Consider the following 16,855-nt stretch of genomic DNA (forward strand, 5'->3'; position numbering starts at 1 on the left):
GCCCGGCTCCGGGACAGGGCAGCGCGGGCCCTCAAATCTCATATGTGAATCTACGCCGTAAAGGAGCGTGTTGGATGCAGCTGACAAACCGCCCCCTGGCCACCCCGGCACCTACTCCCCACCACCGCCGTCACCGTCGCCGCCCTCGAACACCTCGCCCTCGTCGCGCCTTGACGGCACCATCATCGACAGCAGCGTGCTCGTGTCCTTGAGGTCCACCGGCAGGGCCGCCACCGCCCCGGTGCCCCGTGCGTAGTCGAGCCGTTGCCGCGGGGTCAGCACCAGTCCGAACTCCTTGTTCAGTCCGGCGGCCTCCACGAGGTCCAGCATCAGCATCGTGCGCTCGTCCATGGCGACCCGCTCCTCGGCGACCGCCTTGAGCCGGCTGATCAGGGAGTTGCGCACGGCCACGTCCGGGTAGTGCCGCTCGTCGTCCTCCGAGGTGGCCCCGGGACTGTGGAAGAGGACCGCCCGTGCGATGAGCGCCTGCCGGTGCACCGGGAGCGCGTCGTCGCCGCGCTGCCGCAGCCATGTGCGCAGGCGTACCGGCCCGCCCTCGGCGGCCGCGAGCCGCGCCAGTTCCGCGAGGACGCCGTCGGCCCAGGCGAGGCCGGTGGGAGTGGTGTCGAGCAGGTGGATCCGTCCCGGCGACCCTCCGGCCGTGAGGTAGGCGTCCAACCCGAACAGCCTGACCTTCTTCTGGGGCACGACGCGCAGCCGACGGCGCAGCGCGAGCTCGCCCAGTTCGGCGGCGGCGCAGGCGACGGCGGCCTGGTGGAGATCGTGGACGCCGCCGTAGCGGTCATGGACGAGCAGAAGGAACTCTTCGGGCAGGGACAGCTGCGGCGGTGCCGCCATGGGCACCGAGCCGTCCGCGGCCGCGTCGTACCCGCCGGCCGGGGGATCCTGTTCCTCGTCCTCGTCGCCGTTCCAGAGCGCGAGCAGGGGGAAGCAGCAGTACCACCCCATCCATCCGGCCGCCACGAGGGCGACAGCCCCCGTGGGGGTTTCGCCCCTGCCGACCATGACGATTCCGCCGATGAACAGGCCCAGTGTCACCGGAACGAGGAAGAGAAGGGCCAGGACGACCGTGAGCCGGGACATGAACGTCGCGGTGCTTTTGACGGCATGCCCCGCCGCCTGCATGACCTCGCGATAACCGGGCTGCCCGGCGGGCGGGGGGTTTCCCGAGCCGAGCGGGCGCCCGTCGGGGCCGGTGAAGGCGGGCGGAACCGCCTCGCCTCCGGGGAGTCCGTGCGGCCGCGCCGCGCCTGTCGGGGGCAGGGGGGCGCCGGGCGCGGCGGGGGCCGGCGGCGCGGCCGGCGGTGTCCGCGGGGGGTCGGCCTTGCCGAGCAGAGCCCGCAGCCCGTGCCAGGCGAAGGACGCGGCACCGGCCCACAGCGCGAGCCACGCGACGAGGTCGATGCCGCCCGGTGCCCACGTGCCCAGGACGAGGACCCCGGCCAGTCCGAAAAGGAGAAGGCTGAGGGCAATGCGGAATCTCCCCATGCGCACCTCTCGCTCAGCGCGGGCGGGTTCACAGGGGTAGACGCCCCGGAACGGGACGCGGTTGCGAAAACGGCCGTGCGGCCGCCGCCGATTCGCGCGGCGTTCTCCGCAATCCCGCGGCGGCGCGCGCGGCGAGCGGGTGTTTCCGGGGACTTCCTCGGGAATCGGCGGCTGCGGTGCCTTTGCGGGCCGGTTGGCGGCCGCACGGGTCCGCCGGCACCCGGCCAGATCCTCCGCCCAGACCTCCCCGGCCTAGACCTCCTCGGTGTCGAACCGCTCGCGGGCGCGCTCGACGGCGGGCATGTTGGCGGCCGACCAGTCCAGCAGCGCGTCGATGAGGTCCTGGAGGGTCCTGCCCAGCGGTGCGATGCGGTACTCCACGGCCAGCGGCCGCGTGCTGACGATGACGCGTTCGACCATCCCGTTGCGTTCGAGGCGCCGCAGGGTCGCTGTCAGCGACTTCTGCGTGACGACGGGGATCGCGCGGCGCAGTTCGTTGAAGCGCAGCGGCCGCTCGCACAGCTGGTCCAGCACCTGGAGCGACCACTTGTCCAGCACCTGGTCCAGCAGTTCGCGGTGCTTGGGGGTGATTGTGCCGCGTTGGGCGGTGGTATCGGCGGTTTCCTGCATGACACCTAGTCTCGTTGAAGTTCCCTTTGTCTACCAAGTAGACATGAGATACCTGTTTCGGACAAGGGGAAAGGACATTCCCATGGCAGTCCAGATGCTGTCTCCCGAGGGCATGATGCAGCCGGTGCCCTACAACCACGTCTCCATCGGCACGGGCACCCGCCATGTGCACGTGGCCGGGCAGATCGCGCGCGACGCCGAGGCCAAGCCCGTGGCCACCGGCGACCTCACCGGCCAGGTCGAGCAGGCTCTGCGCAACACCGCGCGCGGACTGGCCGGGGCGGGCGCGGTCTTCACCGACGTGGTGCGCCTGCGGTTCTTCGTGACCGACTGGAGCCCCGACAAGATGGACGCCTTCATGGCGGGCATCGACAACGTCGCCGAGGAACTGGGCATCCCGCGCCCGCTGCCGCCGGTCTCGCTCATCGGCGTCGACTACCTCTTCGAGCCCGACGTGCTCGTCGAGGTCGAGGCGTTCGCCGTGCTCGACTGAGCCGGGCGCACCGGACGGCCCCGGTCCTGCGCGCAGGACCGGGGCCGTCCGGTGCCCGAGGCGGTGGAAGGCACCAACCTAAAATCCTAGTCGATTTGCCTAAAGGTTTTAGGCAGTCTACTGTGGGGTGTGGACGCGGGAGGGATGCCCATGGCACGTGCCGGAATCACCGCCGAACGCCTCGCACAGGCGGGCGCCGAACTCGCCGACGAGATCGGGTTCGACCGGGTCACCGTGTCGGAGCTGGCCCGGCGCTTCGGCGTCAAGGTCGCCAGCCTCTACTCCCACGTCCGCAACTCCCACGACCTCAAGACCCGTATCGCGCTGGTCGCACTGGAGGAGATGGCCGACCGCGCGTCCGACGCCCTGGCCGGGCGCGCCGGCAAGGACGCCCTGGCCGCGTTCGCCGACGTCTACCGCGACTACGCCCGCGAGCACCCGGGCCGCTACGCCGCCGCGCAGTTCCGGCTCGACGCCGAGACCGCCGCCGCCGCCGCCGGCGCCGGCGCCCGGCACGCCCAGATGACCCGGGCGGTCCTGCGCGGCTACGGCCTGCCCGAGGCCGAGGAGACCCACGCGGTGCGGCTGCTGGGCAGCGTCTTCCACGGCTACGTGAGCCTGGAACTGGGGGGCGGGTTCAGCCGCAGCGCCCCCGACACCCAGGAGACGTGGTCGCGCACGATCGACGCCCTGGACGCGCTGCTGCGCAACTGGCCCGACACCTGAGTGAGGCCGAGTCCGCGTCCGCCGCCCCTCCGCGCCCGCGGCCGGTCGCCGCGTATCCCGCCCGCACCCCTGACACCGAGCACCGTGCCGCCGCACGGCGCGCCGCCCACCACCCACCGCAGGTTGCCGCCATGCCCACCCCGCACGCCTGGACCACCACACCTATCACCGCCGACCTCGTGCGCGGCGCCCTCGACCTGGAGACCACCGAGCACGGTGTGCGCCCGCACCGGCTCCCCGCCTGGGCGCGCGCCCAGTGCCCGGACCCGCAGCTGGCCATGGCCGAGGCCCAGCCCTCGGGGGTGCGGATCGCGTTCCGCACGGCGGCCACCGCCGTCGAGCTGGAGGCGGTGCCCACCCGGGTGGTGTACACGGGCGGGCCCCCGCGCCCCCAGGGCGTGTACGAACTGGTCGTCGACGGCCGCCGCGTCGACGGCGCCGCCGCTCCCGGCGGCACCACCGTGGCCGTGTCCATGGCCACCGGCGCCCGCGAGGCACGGCCCGGACCGGCGGGCACCCTGCGCTTCGCCGGGCTGCCCGACCGCGTCAAGGACGTCGAGATCTGGCTGCCCCACAACGAGACCACCGAACTCGTCGCGCTGCGCACCGACGCCCCGGTGGAGCCCCTGCCCGACCGGGGCCGCCGGGTGTGGCTGCACCACGGGAGCTCCATCAGCCACGGTTCCAACGCCGCCGCTCCCACCGGTATCTGGCCGGCCGTGGCCGCCGCGCGCGGCGGCGTCGAGCTGGTCAACCTGGGACTGGGCGGCAGCGCCCTGCTCGACCCCTTCACCGCGCGCACCATGCGCGGCACCCCGGCCGACCTGATCAGCCTGAAGATCGGCATCAACCTGGTCAACCTGGACCTGATGCGGCTGCGCGCCTTCACCCCGGCGGTGCACGGCTTCCTCGACACGATCCGCGAGGGCCACCCCTCGGCCCCGCTGCTCGTGGTGTCGCCGCTGTACTGCCCCATCCACGAGGACACGCCCGGCCCGGGCGCGTTCGACCTCGACGCGCTGCGCGCCGGCCGGCTGGGCTTCCGGGCCACCGGCGACCCCGCGGAGCGCGCGGCCGGAAAGCTGACCCTCACGGTGATCCGCGAGGAGCTGGCCCGGATCGTGGCCCAGCGCCAGGCCGCCGATCCGCACCTGTCCTACCTGGACGGGCTCGACCTCTACGGCCCCGACGACCACGCCGAGCTGCCGCTGCCCGACGCGCTGCACCCCGACGCGGCCGCGCACCGCCGCATCGGCGAGCGGTTCGCCGAGCGCGTCTTCGCCTCCGGCGGCGCCTTCGCGCCCGCGCGGGGCTAGGTTTCGTCCGCCCTCCAACGTCCCGCGGGTCAGCCGCCCTCGACCAGCGCGAGCAGGCGTTTGGTGGTGCTCCAGTTGCGTACGGTGGCCGGGCCGGGCAGGTAGGAGCCCAGGACGGGCGTGAGCTTGGCCCGGCCCAGGCCGTTGGGGAAGTAGAGGTACAGCTCCCGTTCGCCGGCCACGAGCTCCTCGGGAGCGTAGGCGGCGGGGTCGAGGGCGGCCAGCCGGTCGCGGTCCACCGCTGTGTTGAGGAAGGCCACCGCGCACTTGGCGGGATCGCGCACGGCGAAGGGGATGCCGCGGACCACGCGCTGGAGGTCGGCGGCGGTGCGCGCCATGACCGTGACACTGAGGCCCATCTGCTCGCGCAGGGCGTCCTCGATCGCGGCGGCGATGCGGTCGGGGTCGTCCTCGGCGGCGGTGAAGGCGGCGTTGCCGCTCTGCAGCAGGGTGCCCACCTCGGTGTAGCCGAGCCCGGAGAGCAGGGCGCGGAGATCGGCCATGGGCACCTTGTTGTGCCCGCCCACGTTGATGCCGCGCAGCAGCGCCGCGTACCTGGTCACCGGTGGTCAACTCCTGCCGTCGTGGAGGGCCGTGCGGCCCGGGAAGGCCCGAATCGGCAGGTTATCGCGGGGGCGTGACACCGGTGCGCGCCAACGCGCTTGCGCACCGCCGGTGTGAGGCCGGGGGGCCGGCTGGGCACCGGCGGGCGGCGATCGGGGAGGGGAGGCCCGCACGGGGGTGGCCCCGCCTCCTGGGGGAGCGGGACGCGACTTGTGAAAGGGCCCGGGGGCGGTGTGCGGGAGGGTCGTCTGCAAGGGCAGGACACCGTTGCTCGGACCGCTGTTTCCGACCTCCTTATAAATCTACGTCGTAAAGGTGCCCGTTTTATTTTTGAAAAATGAATCAACCCCCAAACCCGCACCGACAACAGGGCCCAAACCGACCCCTAACGACCCTTGCCGGCCGGGGCGTCGAGAAGGCCGCGGGTGATGTCGTCGAGGCGCAGGGCGGCGTCGCGGTCGAAGGCTGTGCCGCTGAGGGGCAGTCGGCGGGTGCGGTCGAAGGCGGTGAAGGGCTCGGCGGGCGGATCGGTCAGCAGGCCGGACATCGGCGGCACCGCCTTGGCCACCGGGGCGGCGATCACGCGGAAGGCGGCCTTGGTCAGGGCGCGCAGGGGCTGGGGCAGATGGTCGGGCATGCCCGTGGCCACCACTCCCGGGTTGTATGCGATGTAGCGGACCCGGGAGTGGGGGTGCCGGGCGGCGAAGGCGACGCCGAGCAGGTCGTTGGCGCGGAAGGACTGGAGGGTGGCGGCGGTGCCGCTGTAGCGGCGCGCCAGTTGGAGGTCGTCCCAGTGGATGCGGCCGAGCGGCACGCCGGGGGTGCCGACGTTGAGGACGACCGGGCGCGGCGCGGCCTCCAGGGCGGTGCGCAGACCGTGGCTGAGGACGAAGCGGCTCAGGTAGGCGAGCGCGAAGCTGTGCTCGAAGCCCTCGGGGGTGAGGTGGCGGGGGCCCAGGATCCGGTAGCGGTTGGCGCACAGCACGAGTGCGTCGATGCGGGGATGGGAGTCGAGCAGGGCGGCGGTGAGTTCCCGGGTGGCGGCGACCGAGGTGAGGTCGGCTTGGAGGAAGGCGGCGCGGTCGGCGGCGCCCCCGTGCGCGGCCGCGGCCAGGAGGGCGCGGCCCTTGGCGGGGGTGCTGCCGACCGCGACGACGCGGTCCCCGCGGCGCAGATGGTGCAGGGCGAGCCCTTTGCCGAGGCCGTCGGTTCCTCCGGTGATGACGATGGTGCGCATTGCGGGTCCTTCCGCTGGGTCGGCCGACGGATGTGGATATTGGATATCCGCTTATACGAAGACCGTACCACGAACCGGATAAGGTGTATCCACTTTGATGCCGAGCAGGAGAGGGCCGCATGGGAGAGCCGGGGCAGGGACGCGCGCTGCGGCGCGACGCCGAGGAGAACCGGCGGCGCATCGTTGCCGCGGGCCGGGAGGTGTTCGCCGAGCGGGGGCTGGGCGCCACCCTCAACGACGTCGCCCACCACGCGGGGCTGGGTGTGGGCACGGTCTACCGGAGGTTCCCCGACAAGCAGGCGCTGGCCGAGGCGGTGTTCGCCGAGGAGTTGGCGGAGATCGCGGCGATGGCGCGTGCGGCGCTGGGTGCGCCGGACGCGTTCGGGGCGCTGGCGGGGTTCCTGGAGGAGGCGCTGGCGCGGGCGGAGCGCAGTCGGGGGCTGCGGGAGCTGATGCGTCAGGGCGGGGAGGTGGGTGCGCCGCTGGCGCGTGCACGGGCGGAGATCGCGGCGCACTGCGGTGAGCTGGTGGAGCGGGCGCGGGAGCAGGGGGCGTTGCGGGAGGGGGTGAGCCAGGCCGACATCGCGCCGATCGCGGCGATGGTGGACGCGGTGATGGCGCTGCCGGGTGGCGGGGGTCCCCAGGGGTGGCGCCGGTACCTCGTGGTGCTGGTGGACGGGTTGCGGGCGGGGCCGGGTCGGGGGCCGCTGCCGACGGCCGGGGCGCCGGACTGAGGCGCGCGGTGGCGGGTTGGGGGTGGGGGTTTTCGGGGTGGGCGGGGGCGCACCGATGGTTTTGGGGGGCGGGGCCGGTCCTAGTCGGTGTGGGTCCGGACGTCGTGGGCGGGGGTTGTGGTGATGGGCGGTGGCGGTGTGGTGCGGCGCGAGGTGGTGCTGGGCTGCGGTGAGGTGCGCCCCTATGAGGCGGCGGTGTGGCGGGACGCGCTGGTGGTGGTGAAGGTGGGTGAGGTGGAGGTCGAGACGTTCGACGGGTCGCGGGCGCGGTTTGGGGCGGGTGCGGTGCTGTTCTTCGCGGGGTTGCGGTTGCGGTGGCTGCGCAGTACGGGGGCGGTGCCGTTGGTGCTGGTGGCGGTGAGCCGGCGCGGCGGGGGTGGGGCGGGGGATGGGGGGTCGGGGGTGTGCGAGGGGGCGGCGCCGGGGTCGGAGGATCCGGGGTGAGGGTGGTGACGCCGCCGCCGGGGTGGCGGGTGATGCCGAGCATGGCGCCGGCGGGTGTCAGGAATCCGGGAAGATTGGGGGTCCCGCGGTTTGTCACCCCCCGCGGCTAGGGTGGGGTGAAGGTCACATAACCAGCGAAAAGGCGGCCTTCGGGCGGCGCCGGAGGGGCACACCCATGAGCGAACTCACCGCGGAGTCGGGGCGGCAGGTGCCGGCGCAGGGTTCGGCCGAGCTGGCCGACCAGTTGGAGGGCTTCCGTGTGGAGCTGACCGGTTACTGCTACCGCATGCTGGGATCGGCCTTTGAGGCCGAGGACGCCGTGCAGGAGGCCATGGTGCGGGCGTGGCGGGCCTATGACCGCTTCGAGCACCGGTCGTCGCTGCGGTCGTGGCTGTACCGGATCGCCACCAACACGTGTCTGGACGCGCTGAAGGGCCGGGAGCGGCGGGCGCGGCCGGTCGACATGGGCCCGGCGGGCGGCAGTGAGCCGGTGCTGGGTCCGGCGCTGGGCGAGGACGTGTGGGTGGAGCCGTTCCCCGATGCGCGGGCGCTGCCGGGGTCGGGGGATCCGGCCGAGGAGGTGGCGCTGCGCGACAGTGTGCGGTTGGCGTTTGTCGCGGCGCTGCAGCATCTGGCGCCGCGGCAGCGGGCGGTGCTGATCTTGCGGGAGGTGCTGGCGTGGCGGGCGGCGGAGGTGGCCGAGCTGCTGGGGACGAGTGTGGCCTCGGTGAACAGCGCGCTGCAGCGGGCGCGGGCGACGTTGGCGGCGGCGGGTGATCTGGGTGGTACGGAGCCGCTGCGGCCGGGCGACGGCGCGCAGCAGGAGCTGCTGCGGCGTTATGTGGCGGCGTTTGAGTCCTATGACCTGGAGGCGTTGACGGCGGTGCTGCGTGAGGACGCCACGCTGTCGATGCCGCCCTATGCGCTGTGGCTGCGGGGGGCGCCCGACATCTGTGCGTGGATGCTGGGGCCGGGGCACGGGTGCCGGGGGTCGCGGCTGGTGCCGGTGGCGGCCAACGGCACGGCGGCGTTCGGGCAGTACCGGCCGGTGCCGGGCAGGGGGTTTGAGCCGTGGGCGTTGCAGGTGATCGAGGTGCGCGGGGGGCGGATCAGCGCGTTGAACTCGTTTTTGGACACGGAGCGGCTGTTTCCGCTGTTCGGTCTGCCGGCGGAGTTGGCCGCCGCGCGTTAGGGGTGCCGGGTTTTTCGGGGGGTCGTGGCTGGTCATGGGGGGTTTGCACAGTGGTGGGGCGGGGGTGACGCAGCACACCTGGCGCGGGGGCCGATGGGTGGTAGTGTTGAGGCATCGGGTTGCAGTCGTGATTTCGCCTGAACGCGCATGTTTTTTGCGCCTGCGGAGTTGTTGACCAGCGGGCGTTTTTCTTTTCGAGAAAGTTCGCAGCACCCGCCGACGCCGCAGGGTGCGGGGTCGGGACCGATCTCGAAACGGAGACGCACATGCCGCAGGGCACCGTTAAGTGGTTCAACAGCGAAAAGGGCTTCGGCTTCATCCAGCAGGACGAGGGCGGCCCGGACGTGTTCGTCCACTACAGCAACATCGCGGGCAACGGCTACCGCAACCTTGAGGAAGAGCAGCGCGTGGAGTTCGACGTCACGCAGGGCCCCAAGGGCCCGCAGGCCGAGAACGTCCAGGGCCTCTAAACCCTAGGTTTTCGCAGTACGGCGGGGTCGTCCGGAGTTTTTCTCCGGGCGGCCCCGCCGTCGTTGTGTGCGGGGTGGGTGGTGTCGGGGTGGCGGGTGCCGGTCAAAACCGCCCGTTCTTGGTTAGCATGCCCCCTATGACCACGACGCCCGTGCTGCGCACCGAACGGCTGACCATTCGCGACTGGAGTACCGACGACGCTGAGGCGGCACTGGGGATCTACGGTGCCCAGGAGGTCGCGCGGTGGCTGACCCCGGAGATGCGGGTGGTCACCGATGTGGAGGCGATGCGGTCGGTGCTGGCGGCGTGGGTGGAGGCCCAGCCCAACCTGGTGCCGCCGGCGGGGCGGTGGGCGGTGGTGCGCGAGTCCGACGGCGCGCTGATCGGCGGGCTGTCGCTGCGGCTGCTGCCGCCCTTTGAGGAGGACTTCGAGCTGAACTGGCAGCTGGATCCGCGGGCGTGGGGGCACGGGTATGCCACGGAGGCCGGCCGGGCGCTGGTGGGGTGGGCGTTCGAGCAGGGCGTGGAGGAGCTGTTCGCGGTGGCGCGGCCCAAGAACGCGCGGGCGATCGCCACGGCGCGGCGGTTGGGCATGGAGTGGGTCGGGGAGACCGAGAAGTACTACAACACCCGGTTGCAGGTGTTTCGGATTCGGCCTTCGCAGCGGGGCGCGTGAGCGGGCCGGGGCCGGAGCGCGACCTGGGGCGGCTGCTGGCGGGGTTGGAGCCGCAGCTGCATCCGGGGGTGTATGTGTTCGCCTCGGGTGCGCGGGTGCCCGCCGGGGTGGCGGCGGTGGTGACCGTTGCCGAGGCGGAGGGGTGGACGGTGGTGTGCGAGCGCGGCGAGGCCGAGCGGGTGGGCCTGGAGTATGTGTTTCCGTGTTCGTGGATCACGCTGCGGGTGCGTTCGGCGCTGGACGCGGTGGGGCTGACGGCGGCGGTGGCCGGGGTGCTGGCCCGCGAGCAGATCGCCTGCAACGTGGTGGCGGGTTTCCACCACGACCACCTGTTCGTGCCGCAGGGCCGGGGGGAGCGGGCGGTGGCGCTGCTGGAGGAGGTGGCGGCGGCCGGCCGGTCGGCCTGACGGCCGGCGCGCGGCCGGGTGTGTCCGTGGGGTGTGCCACCATCCCGGCATGACCTTCACCTTCCCCACCTCTTTTGACGCGGTGTGCCTGCTGACCGACTGGGCGGGCCGCGACCGGCCCGACCTGCTGGTGCGGGCGCGCCAGGCCCAGGAGCGGCTGCACCGGCACCTGCCGGGCGCACGGCGCCGGGCCGAGGACTTCCTGCGCGCGGTGGAGGGCTTGGCCCGGGACCTGCCCGTGGAGATGCTGCCGTGGCTGTGGGACGCGGCGGCGCAGGGCCTGGTGCTGCTGGGCGGGGACAAGTGCCTGTGGGCGGCGCCGCGCGCCTATGCCCGGGCGCGCCGGGCCGAGGCCGAGCACGGGTTGGCCCTTGACGCCGAGCACCACACCGCCCAGGCGCTGTTCTTGGCGCGCGCGGGTGCGCTGCCCGCCAAGGAGGTGCGGGCCTTCCAGGAGTGGATCACCGCGACGCTGGCGCCGGAGCGGGCCTATCCGGCGCTGGCGGAGCTGGTCACCGCGCGTGCCGCGGGCGGCAGCGCTCCGGCGGCCGGCACCTACGGGCTGCTGGCCAGGACCGCCGCGGCCGCCGGAATCGGCCAGGAGGAGGTGGCCCGGGCGCTGGCCGACCTGCTGGCGGCCTCGCGGGGCACGGCCGTGCCTCCGGCGCTGTTCACCAAGGCCGCCGCGGTGTTCGCGGCGGCGCCGCCCGGGGTGGAGCACCTGGCGGTGTTCTGGGAGCTGTTCCCGCCGGGGCGGTGGGTCAGGAACGACGGCGGGGCGTGGCTGCACCTGCTGGAGGCGTCGGGTGCGGTGGAGGCCGTGGTGCGGGGCGAGGTGACGCCCCGGGGCGGTGTGGCGGGGTGGCTGCAGCGGTTCGTGCGGCTGTACAAGTACACCGGGAGTTCTCAGGGGGTGATGGCGCAGCGGATGCCGGCGCGGCTGTATGGGGTTTTGCCGCGGTTGGCGCCGCGGCTGCGGGCCGAGGACCGCCCCTTGGACACCTGGTCGTCGGAGTGCGGGTACAGCACGTTGGACGCCGAGCTGTTGGCGGCGTGCCTGGCCCACGGTGTCCCGGTGCAGATGCCCGCGCGCGGGCGGGAGTTCGTGTTCGTGGAGGGGCCGCATCTGGGCCGGCTGTTCGGCCATCCGGTGCTGGGGCCGCGGCTGGAGCGGCAGGTCTCGCGTCACCACCGCGATTCCCGGGGTGAGCTGCGCTCGGGTGCGCGCAGCGCCGTGGCGCTGTTTCCGGGGGTGCCCGAGGTGGTGCCGGTGGTGGGTGAGCGGGTGCGGCGCCTGGTCGGTGAGGTGGGGGCGGCGGGGCTGCCCGGGGCCGCCGCGAGCCTGGGGGTGCTGGAGGGCGTGCTGGACGACGCGGCGATCGCGGCGCTGGAGGGGGTGGAGGAGGAGGTGGCCGCGGTGGAGGCGGCCGGTCCGCTGCTGCGCGCCCTGCGCGGGGGGCTGCCCGAGGAGCTGGGGTGGCCGGCGTTCGACGCGGCCGTGGCGGAGTTGGGCGGGCCGGAGGGGGTGCTGCGGGTGTGCTCCTCTTGGCCGGTGTGCACCCTGGTGGGGCGCGAGCGCGCGATCGCGGTGGACCACGCGGGGCGGGTGGGTGCGCTGGAGTTGGAGCCGGCTGAGGGCGGGGTGCCGGTGGTGCGCCGCCTGGGGGAGCGGTTCCTGGTGGCGTATGCGGGCGAGGACGGGGGGCCGGGGTGGGCGTACTGGTCGGACCGGCCCGGTGAGCGCTTGGAGGTGGGTGGTGCGGGGGACTGGCGGGTGGCCGACTGGGCGCGGGAGTACTCCGTGCACTCGGTGAGCGAGTGGTCGGGGTACCGGCTGGCGGCGGTTCCGCCGCGCTGGCGGGACGAGGGGCAGTTGAGCGACGGCACCGGGGTGTGGCTGGCCGGGCGGCGGGGGCGCGCCATTGACTGGTTCGCGCTGTCGGGTGAGGGGGTGGCGGGGGAGGCGTCCCTGCCGGCGTTCTTCGCTGAGGGTCCGGGCGAGGGCTGGGCGTGGGAGCGCGAGAGCCTGTCGCTGGTGCGGCTGCCCGAGGGTGTGGAGTCGCCGCTGGGTCAGGCGGGCGGGCTGTCGGGGTTCCGGGTGGCCGCGGCGACCGAGCGGCCCGGGCGCTACTCCGACGACTACCTGGTGGAGGGGGTGGACGGGCGGCGGGCCCGCCACCACCGTGCGCGGGCGATGGGCCGGCCCTGGGGGGTCCTGCGCTTTCCCGGGTCGGGGGTGGAGTTGCTGGTCACCCGGGGGCACGGCAGTGTGCAGTTGGAGCGGGCCTGCTGCTATGCGGTGGAGGACGACACGTTGCAGTGGGAGGTGGTGACGGTGTGCGGCAAGCGGCGCCGGTGGTCGCGGGGTGATCTGCCGTTCTTCCCGCCGGTGGGGTTCTGGCACTTCCTGGGCCTGCGCGACGCCGGGTCCTCGCAGGCGCTGCGGCGGGTGGGCCTGGAGGAGGCGCGGGCGCTGGTGGCCGCCCACCGGTCCGGTGGTGCGGAGAAGGCGCTGGCGGTGCTGGACGAGCGGGTGCCCGGGGTGGTGCACGCGGAGGTCCGGCGGGGCGTGGCGCGGGTGGTGGCCGGCGCCGCCGCGCTGGCGGAGGGGTGTGCGGCGCTGGTGGAGCGGGTGCGCGCGGCGCGCGCCGGCTGAGCGGGGGTGGGGCGGCCCGGGCCGGGTGGGCCTGGGCCGCTTCAGTCCGCGGGCGGGGCGTGGTCGGGGTGGTCGGGGTCGGGGGGCGGGCCCGCCAGGCGGGTGTAGAGGGGGGCCAGGGCCGCGGCGAGGTCCTGGCCGGCGGCGGCGGGGGGCGGGGCCCAGGAGTGGGCGGGGGCGGCGGGCAGCGGCGGGGTGTCGGGGAGGGCGGGGGCGGCCCAGAAGGCGGCGGGGTCGTCGGCCGGGGCCTGGGGGGCGGGGTGGTGGGTGCGGGCGGCGCGGCCGACGCGTTCCAGCAGGTCCTCGCGGGTGCAGCCGCGCCAGGCGGCCACGGTGAAGGGGTCGCGTTCGACCTGGTCGGCCAGGGCGAGCAGCAGGGCGGCGGCGTGGGGGCAGGGGTCCTGCCAGGCGGGGCAGGAGCATACGCAGGCGATGTCGTCGAAGCGGCGGGGCAGCGCGGGCCAGCCCAGGAGTTCGCACACGCGTGCGGTCTCCACGGGCAGCAGCCCGGCCAGCAGGGCGTCGCGGAACACCGGTTGGGCGGCCAGGGCTTCGGCGGCGCGCTGCCAGTCCTGTTGGCGGGCGGGGGGCCACAGCAGGCTGGTGGTGGTGGGGCCGTGGTGGTCGCGGATGTGGGCGGTGGCCTCGCCGGGCAGGACCTTGAGGCCGGTGACGGCGCCGGAGGCGGCCAGGGCGCTGCCGCGCCGCCAGGCCGGCGGCGGGGGGTCGGGGGCCAGGGCGCGCAGGAGGTCGGCCCAGGCGGTGCCGGGTGGGGGCGGGGCGGGGCGGGGGGTCATGCGGCGACCGCCTCGGGGGCCAGGCGCACCAGGTCGCGCAGGTGGTCGGTGGTGAGGTCGGCCAGCCAGTGCTCGCCGGTGGCCACCGCGGCCTGGGCCAGGCGGCGCTTGCGTTCGATGAGGTCGTCGATGCGTTCTTCGACGGTGCCCACGCACACCAGTTTGCGGACCTGGACGTCGCGGCGCTGGCCGATGCGGAACGCCCGGTCGGTGGCCTGGTCCTCCACGGCGGGGTTCCACCAGCGGTCGATGTGGACGACGTGGTTGGCGGCGGTGAGGTTGAGGCCGGTGCCGGCGGCTTTGAGGGACAGCAGCAGCACCATGGGGTGGGGGGCGTTTTGGAAGCGGGCGGTGATCTCCTCGCGGCGGTGGCGGGGGGTGCCGCCGTGCAGCCACAGGACCTCCACGCCCAGGCGCTGCTGGAGGTGGGGGGCCAGGCGCTGGCCCAGGGCGGTGTACTGGGTGAAGCACAGGGCCTTGTCGCCGGCGCGCACGGCCTGTTCCAGCAGGTCCTCCAGGCGGGTGAGCTTGCCGGAGCGCCCAGCCAGGGGGGAGCCGTCGTTGAGGAACTGGGCGGGGTGGTTGCAGATCTGCTTGAGGCGGCCCAGGGTGGCCAGGACGGCGGCGTTGCGCTCGCGCCGGTCGGCCTGGTCCAGGCGGGCGGCCATGTCGTCCACGGCGGCCTGGTAGAGGGTGGCCTGTTCGGGGGTGAGGGTGCACCAGGTGCGCATCTCGTGCTTGGCGGGCAGGTCGGTGATGATGGCGCGGTCGGTTTTGAGGCGGCGCAGGATGAAGGGGCCGGTGATGCGGCGCAGCAGCGCCGCGGCGTCCTCGGTGCCGGGGGTGTCGGGGGTGTCGTGGTGGGCGGCGCGGGAGGCGCGGGCGGCCAGGCCGGTGGTGAAGGCCTGGCGGGTGCCCAGCAGGCCGGGGTTGGTGAAGTCGACCACCGCCCACAGTTCTTCGAGGTTGTTCTCGACGGGGGTGCCGGTCAGGGCGATGCGGGTGCGGGCGGGCAGCATGCGCACCGCCTGGGCCTGGGCGGAGTCGGCGTTCTTGAGGGCTTGGGCTTCGTCGCAGACGACGCGGTCCCAGGGCAGGGCCGCCATGTCGGCGGTGTCGCGGCGCAGGGTGCCGTAGGTGGTGAGGACGAGGTCGGCGGCGCCGGCGGCGCGGGCGAGGTCGTTGCCGCGGGCGCGGCGGGGCCCGTGGTGGGTGTGCAGGCGCAGGCGGGGGGTGAACTTCTCGGCTTCGCGGCGCCAGTTGCCCAGGAGGGAGACGGGGCACACCAGCAGGGTGGGGCCGGGCGGGGCGGGGTGGTCGGGGGCGCGTTCGGCGGCCAGGAGGGCGAGGAGCTGCACGGTCTTGCCCAGGCCCATGTCGTCGGCCAGGACGGCGCCCAGGCCCAGGCGGTCCAGGAACTGCAGCCAGGCGGCGCCGCGCCGCTGGTAGGGGCGCAAATGGGCGGTGAATCCGGGCGGGTCGGGCAGGGGGCGCAGGCGCTGGTGGGCGCCGCCGGCCAGGAGGTCGCCCAGGGGGCCGTCGGCGTCGAGGCCGGTGATGGGCAGGGGGGCTTGGGAGGCGGGGGACAGGGCCAGGCGCAGCGCCTGGGCGCGGGTGAGGGCGCCGCGGCCGCGGCGGCGCAGGAACGCCACGACGGCGCGCAGGTGGGCGGGGTCGGCTTGCAGCCAGCGGCCGCGCAGGTGGACCAGGGGCTGTTTGAGGCGGGCCAGGCGGGTGAGTTCGTCCAGGTCGAGGGTGTCGTCGTCGCAGACGGCGGCCAGGGAGACGTCCAGGAGGTCGTCGGCGCCGATGCCGCCGCCGGGTGCGGCGGGGCGTTCGCGGGTGGTCATGCGCAGGGCCAGGCGGCGTCGGCCCACCCATTCGGGCAGGACGACGCTGATGCCGGCGTCGGTGAGGCGGGGGGCGTGGGTGGTGATGAAGGTGTGGGCCTGGGCCAGGGTGAGGGGCAGGTGGGTGGGGGCGGCCTGGGCGGCGGCGGGGGCCAGGGCGGGGTAGTGGCGGGCGGCGGCGCGCAGGTGGGTGAGCAGGGCGGTGCCGGCGCCGGTGCCCAGGGCGGCGGCGTGGTCGGGGTCCTGCCAGAGGGCGGCGGCGGGGATCTGCAGGGTGGGGTCGGCGCGGGAGGCCGCCCAGAACTCCAGGTGCCAGGGTTCCTGGGGGGTGTGGGGGTCGCGCAGGCGCAGCAGGAGGGTGGTGCCGGTGCGGGCGCGGCGGGCGTCGCGGTGCCAGGTGGAGAGGTGGCCGCCCAGGCCGGGCGGGGTGGCGGTGAGGGGGCGCGGGCGGGGTGCGGCCAGGGCCGCGGCGAGGGGGTGGGCGGGGGCGGGGCCGGGGGCGAGCAGGGTGCGGGCGTGGGCGTCGGCCAGGTGGGTGAGGGCGTCGAGGAGGAGGGTGGAGGGGTCGATGTGGGGGTCCTCGGCCTGGGCGCTGGGGGGCAGGGCGGCGGCGAGGGCGTCGAGGTGGGCTTGGGCGGCGCCGGTGAGGACGGGGCGCCACTGGGCGCCGGCGGGGGTGAGGGCGGGCAGCAGGTGGCCGCGCGCGGTGAGGCGGGCGGCGAAGGCGGCGAGGGCCTGGAGGTGGGCCAGGGCGGGGCCCGCGGGGGTGGGGCCGGTGGCGGGCAGGGCCAGCAGCAGCGGCTGGGCGGCGGCGGGGCCCAGCCGCAGGGCGGGCACCCGCCAGGTGGCCCAGGCGGGCGCCGCGCCCTGGGGTGCGGGGGTGTGGTGGGCGGGGGAGGGCAGGGGGGCGCCCTGGGCGGTGGGCAGGCGCAGCGCGGCCCGCTCCACCGAGGCGGCCGCGGAGGGGGCCAGGCCCGCCAGGGCGGTGCGCAGGCGGGCGGGGGAGGCGGCGAAGGGGTGCACGCCGGGGCGGGCCGCGGCGGCGCGGGGCGGGGTGTGCTCGCCCCACACCAGCAGCGCGCCGGGTGCCCCCGGGGCGCCCGGGCGCCACCACCCGTGCAGCACCAGCACCGCCTGCCCCCTTTTCCCCGCG

The 16,855-nt window shown here is 74.8% G+C and carries 16 protein-coding genes; 10 read left to right on the forward strand and 6 right to left on the reverse strand.

From position 1 onward, the window contains the following. Positions 1 to 111: 111 nt before the first annotated feature. Positions 112 to 1,509 carry a GPP34 family phosphoprotein gene (locus HNR12_RS28990; RefSeq protein WP_179765873.1) on the reverse strand — a complete coding sequence of 466 codons (1,398 nt, stop codon included), beginning with the start codon at positions 1,507 to 1,509 and terminating at the stop codon, positions 112 to 114. A 252-nt stretch (positions 1,510 to 1,761) separates the two neighbouring features. Further along, positions 1,762 to 2,139 (reverse strand): winged helix-turn-helix transcriptional regulator, encoded by a 378-nt coding sequence (locus tag HNR12_RS02190; RefSeq protein ID WP_179765874.1) that lies wholly within the window; start codon positions 2,137 to 2,139, stop codon positions 1,762 to 1,764. A gap of 82 nt (positions 2,140 to 2,221) precedes the next feature. On the opposite strand from HNR12_RS02190, the gene HNR12_RS02195 reads away from it, so the two are divergent. The 3 genes from HNR12_RS02195 to HNR12_RS02205 all read left to right on the forward strand — a co-directional run bounded on the left by HNR12_RS02195 (position 2,222) and on the right by HNR12_RS02205 (position 4,674). Beyond that, positions 2,222 to 2,632, forward strand: coding sequence for a RidA family protein (locus tag HNR12_RS02195; protein ID WP_179765875.1), 411 nt, complete (start codon positions 2,222 to 2,224; stop codon positions 2,630 to 2,632). A gap of 150 nt (positions 2,633 to 2,782) precedes the next feature. Beyond that, positions 2,783 to 3,358, forward strand: a complete 576-nt coding sequence (locus HNR12_RS02200) for a TetR/AcrR family transcriptional regulator (RefSeq protein ID WP_179765876.1) — start codon at positions 2,783 to 2,785, stop codon at positions 3,356 to 3,358. Between the two features lie 131 nt (positions 3,359 to 3,489). After that, a complete protein-coding gene (locus tag HNR12_RS02205; protein ID WP_179765877.1) occupies positions 3,490 to 4,674 on the forward strand; it encodes a GDSL-type esterase/lipase family protein in 1,185 nt (394 codons plus the stop codon). Between the two features lie 29 nt (positions 4,675 to 4,703). Here the strand turns inward: HNR12_RS02205 and HNR12_RS02210 are convergent, their stop codons facing one another. Together HNR12_RS02210 and HNR12_RS02215 are read right to left on the reverse strand one after the other, a co-directional pair. Then, positions 4,704 to 5,237 carry a DUF1697 domain-containing protein gene (locus tag HNR12_RS02210; RefSeq protein ID WP_179765878.1) on the reverse strand — a complete coding sequence of 178 codons (534 nt, stop codon included), beginning with the start codon at positions 5,235 to 5,237 and terminating at the stop codon, positions 4,704 to 4,706. 386 nt (positions 5,238 to 5,623) lie between these two features. Beyond that, positions 5,624 to 6,475, reverse strand: a complete 852-nt coding sequence (locus tag HNR12_RS02215; RefSeq protein ID WP_179765879.1) for an SDR family NAD(P)-dependent oxidoreductase — start codon at positions 6,473 to 6,475, stop codon at positions 5,624 to 5,626. Between the two features lie 119 nt (positions 6,476 to 6,594). On the opposite strand from HNR12_RS02215, the gene HNR12_RS28995 reads away from it, so the two are divergent. The 7 genes from HNR12_RS28995 to HNR12_RS02250 all read left to right on the forward strand — a co-directional run bounded on the left by HNR12_RS28995 (position 6,595) and on the right by HNR12_RS02250 (position 13,055). Next, positions 6,595 to 7,209: a TetR/AcrR family transcriptional regulator gene (locus HNR12_RS28995; protein WP_179765880.1), complete on the forward strand. Its 615-nt coding sequence runs from the start codon at positions 6,595 to 6,597 to the stop codon at positions 7,207 to 7,209. A 123-nt stretch (positions 7,210 to 7,332) separates the two neighbouring features. Beyond that, complete coding sequence (locus HNR12_RS29000) at positions 7,333 to 7,653, forward strand: hypothetical protein (protein ID WP_179765881.1); 321 nt, start codon at positions 7,333 to 7,335, stop codon at positions 7,651 to 7,653. Positions 7,654 to 7,828: 175 nt separating this feature from the next. Further along, on the forward strand, positions 7,829 to 8,845 hold the full coding sequence (locus HNR12_RS02230) for a sigma-70 family RNA polymerase sigma factor (protein ID WP_179765882.1): 1,017 nt from the start codon (positions 7,829 to 7,831) through the stop codon (positions 8,843 to 8,845). 266 nt (positions 8,846 to 9,111) lie between these two features. Beyond that, a complete protein-coding gene (locus HNR12_RS02235) occupies positions 9,112 to 9,315 on the forward strand; it encodes a cold-shock protein (protein WP_179765883.1) in 204 nt (67 codons plus the stop codon). Positions 9,316 to 9,452: 137 nt separating this feature from the next. After that, on the forward strand, positions 9,453 to 9,992 hold the full coding sequence (locus tag HNR12_RS02240; protein ID WP_179765884.1) for a GNAT family N-acetyltransferase: 540 nt from the start codon (positions 9,453 to 9,455) through the stop codon (positions 9,990 to 9,992). Then, a complete protein-coding gene (locus tag HNR12_RS02245; protein ID WP_179765885.1) occupies positions 9,989 to 10,399 on the forward strand; it encodes an ACT domain-containing protein in 411 nt (136 codons plus the stop codon). The genes HNR12_RS02240 and HNR12_RS02245 overlap by 4 nt, the downstream gene beginning before the upstream one ends. A gap of 49 nt (positions 10,400 to 10,448) precedes the next feature. Next, a complete protein-coding gene (locus HNR12_RS02250) occupies positions 10,449 to 13,055 on the forward strand; it encodes a hypothetical protein (RefSeq protein ID WP_179765886.1) in 2,607 nt (868 codons plus the stop codon). Between the two features lie 41 nt (positions 13,056 to 13,096). On the opposite strand, the gene HNR12_RS02255 is transcribed toward HNR12_RS02250, so the two are convergent. Then, the gene (locus tag HNR12_RS02255) at positions 13,097 to 13,852 is read right to left on the reverse strand and encodes an SWIM zinc finger family protein (protein ID WP_179765887.1); all 756 of its coding nucleotides are present in this window, start codon (positions 13,850 to 13,852) and stop codon (positions 13,097 to 13,099) included. Beyond that, on the reverse strand, positions 13,849 to 16,833 hold the full coding sequence (locus HNR12_RS02260) for a DEAD/DEAH box helicase (protein WP_308251361.1): 2,985 nt from the start codon (positions 16,831 to 16,833) through the stop codon (positions 13,849 to 13,851). Before HNR12_RS02260 ends, HNR12_RS02255 begins: the two co-directional genes overlap by 4 nt. Positions 16,834 to 16,855: the final 22 nt, after the last annotated feature.

Origin of the sequence: Streptomonospora nanhaiensis (assembly GCF_013410565.1) — a bacterium.
Taxonomy (GTDB): Bacteria; Actinomycetota; Actinomycetes; order Streptosporangiales; family Streptosporangiaceae; genus Streptomonospora; species Streptomonospora nanhaiensis.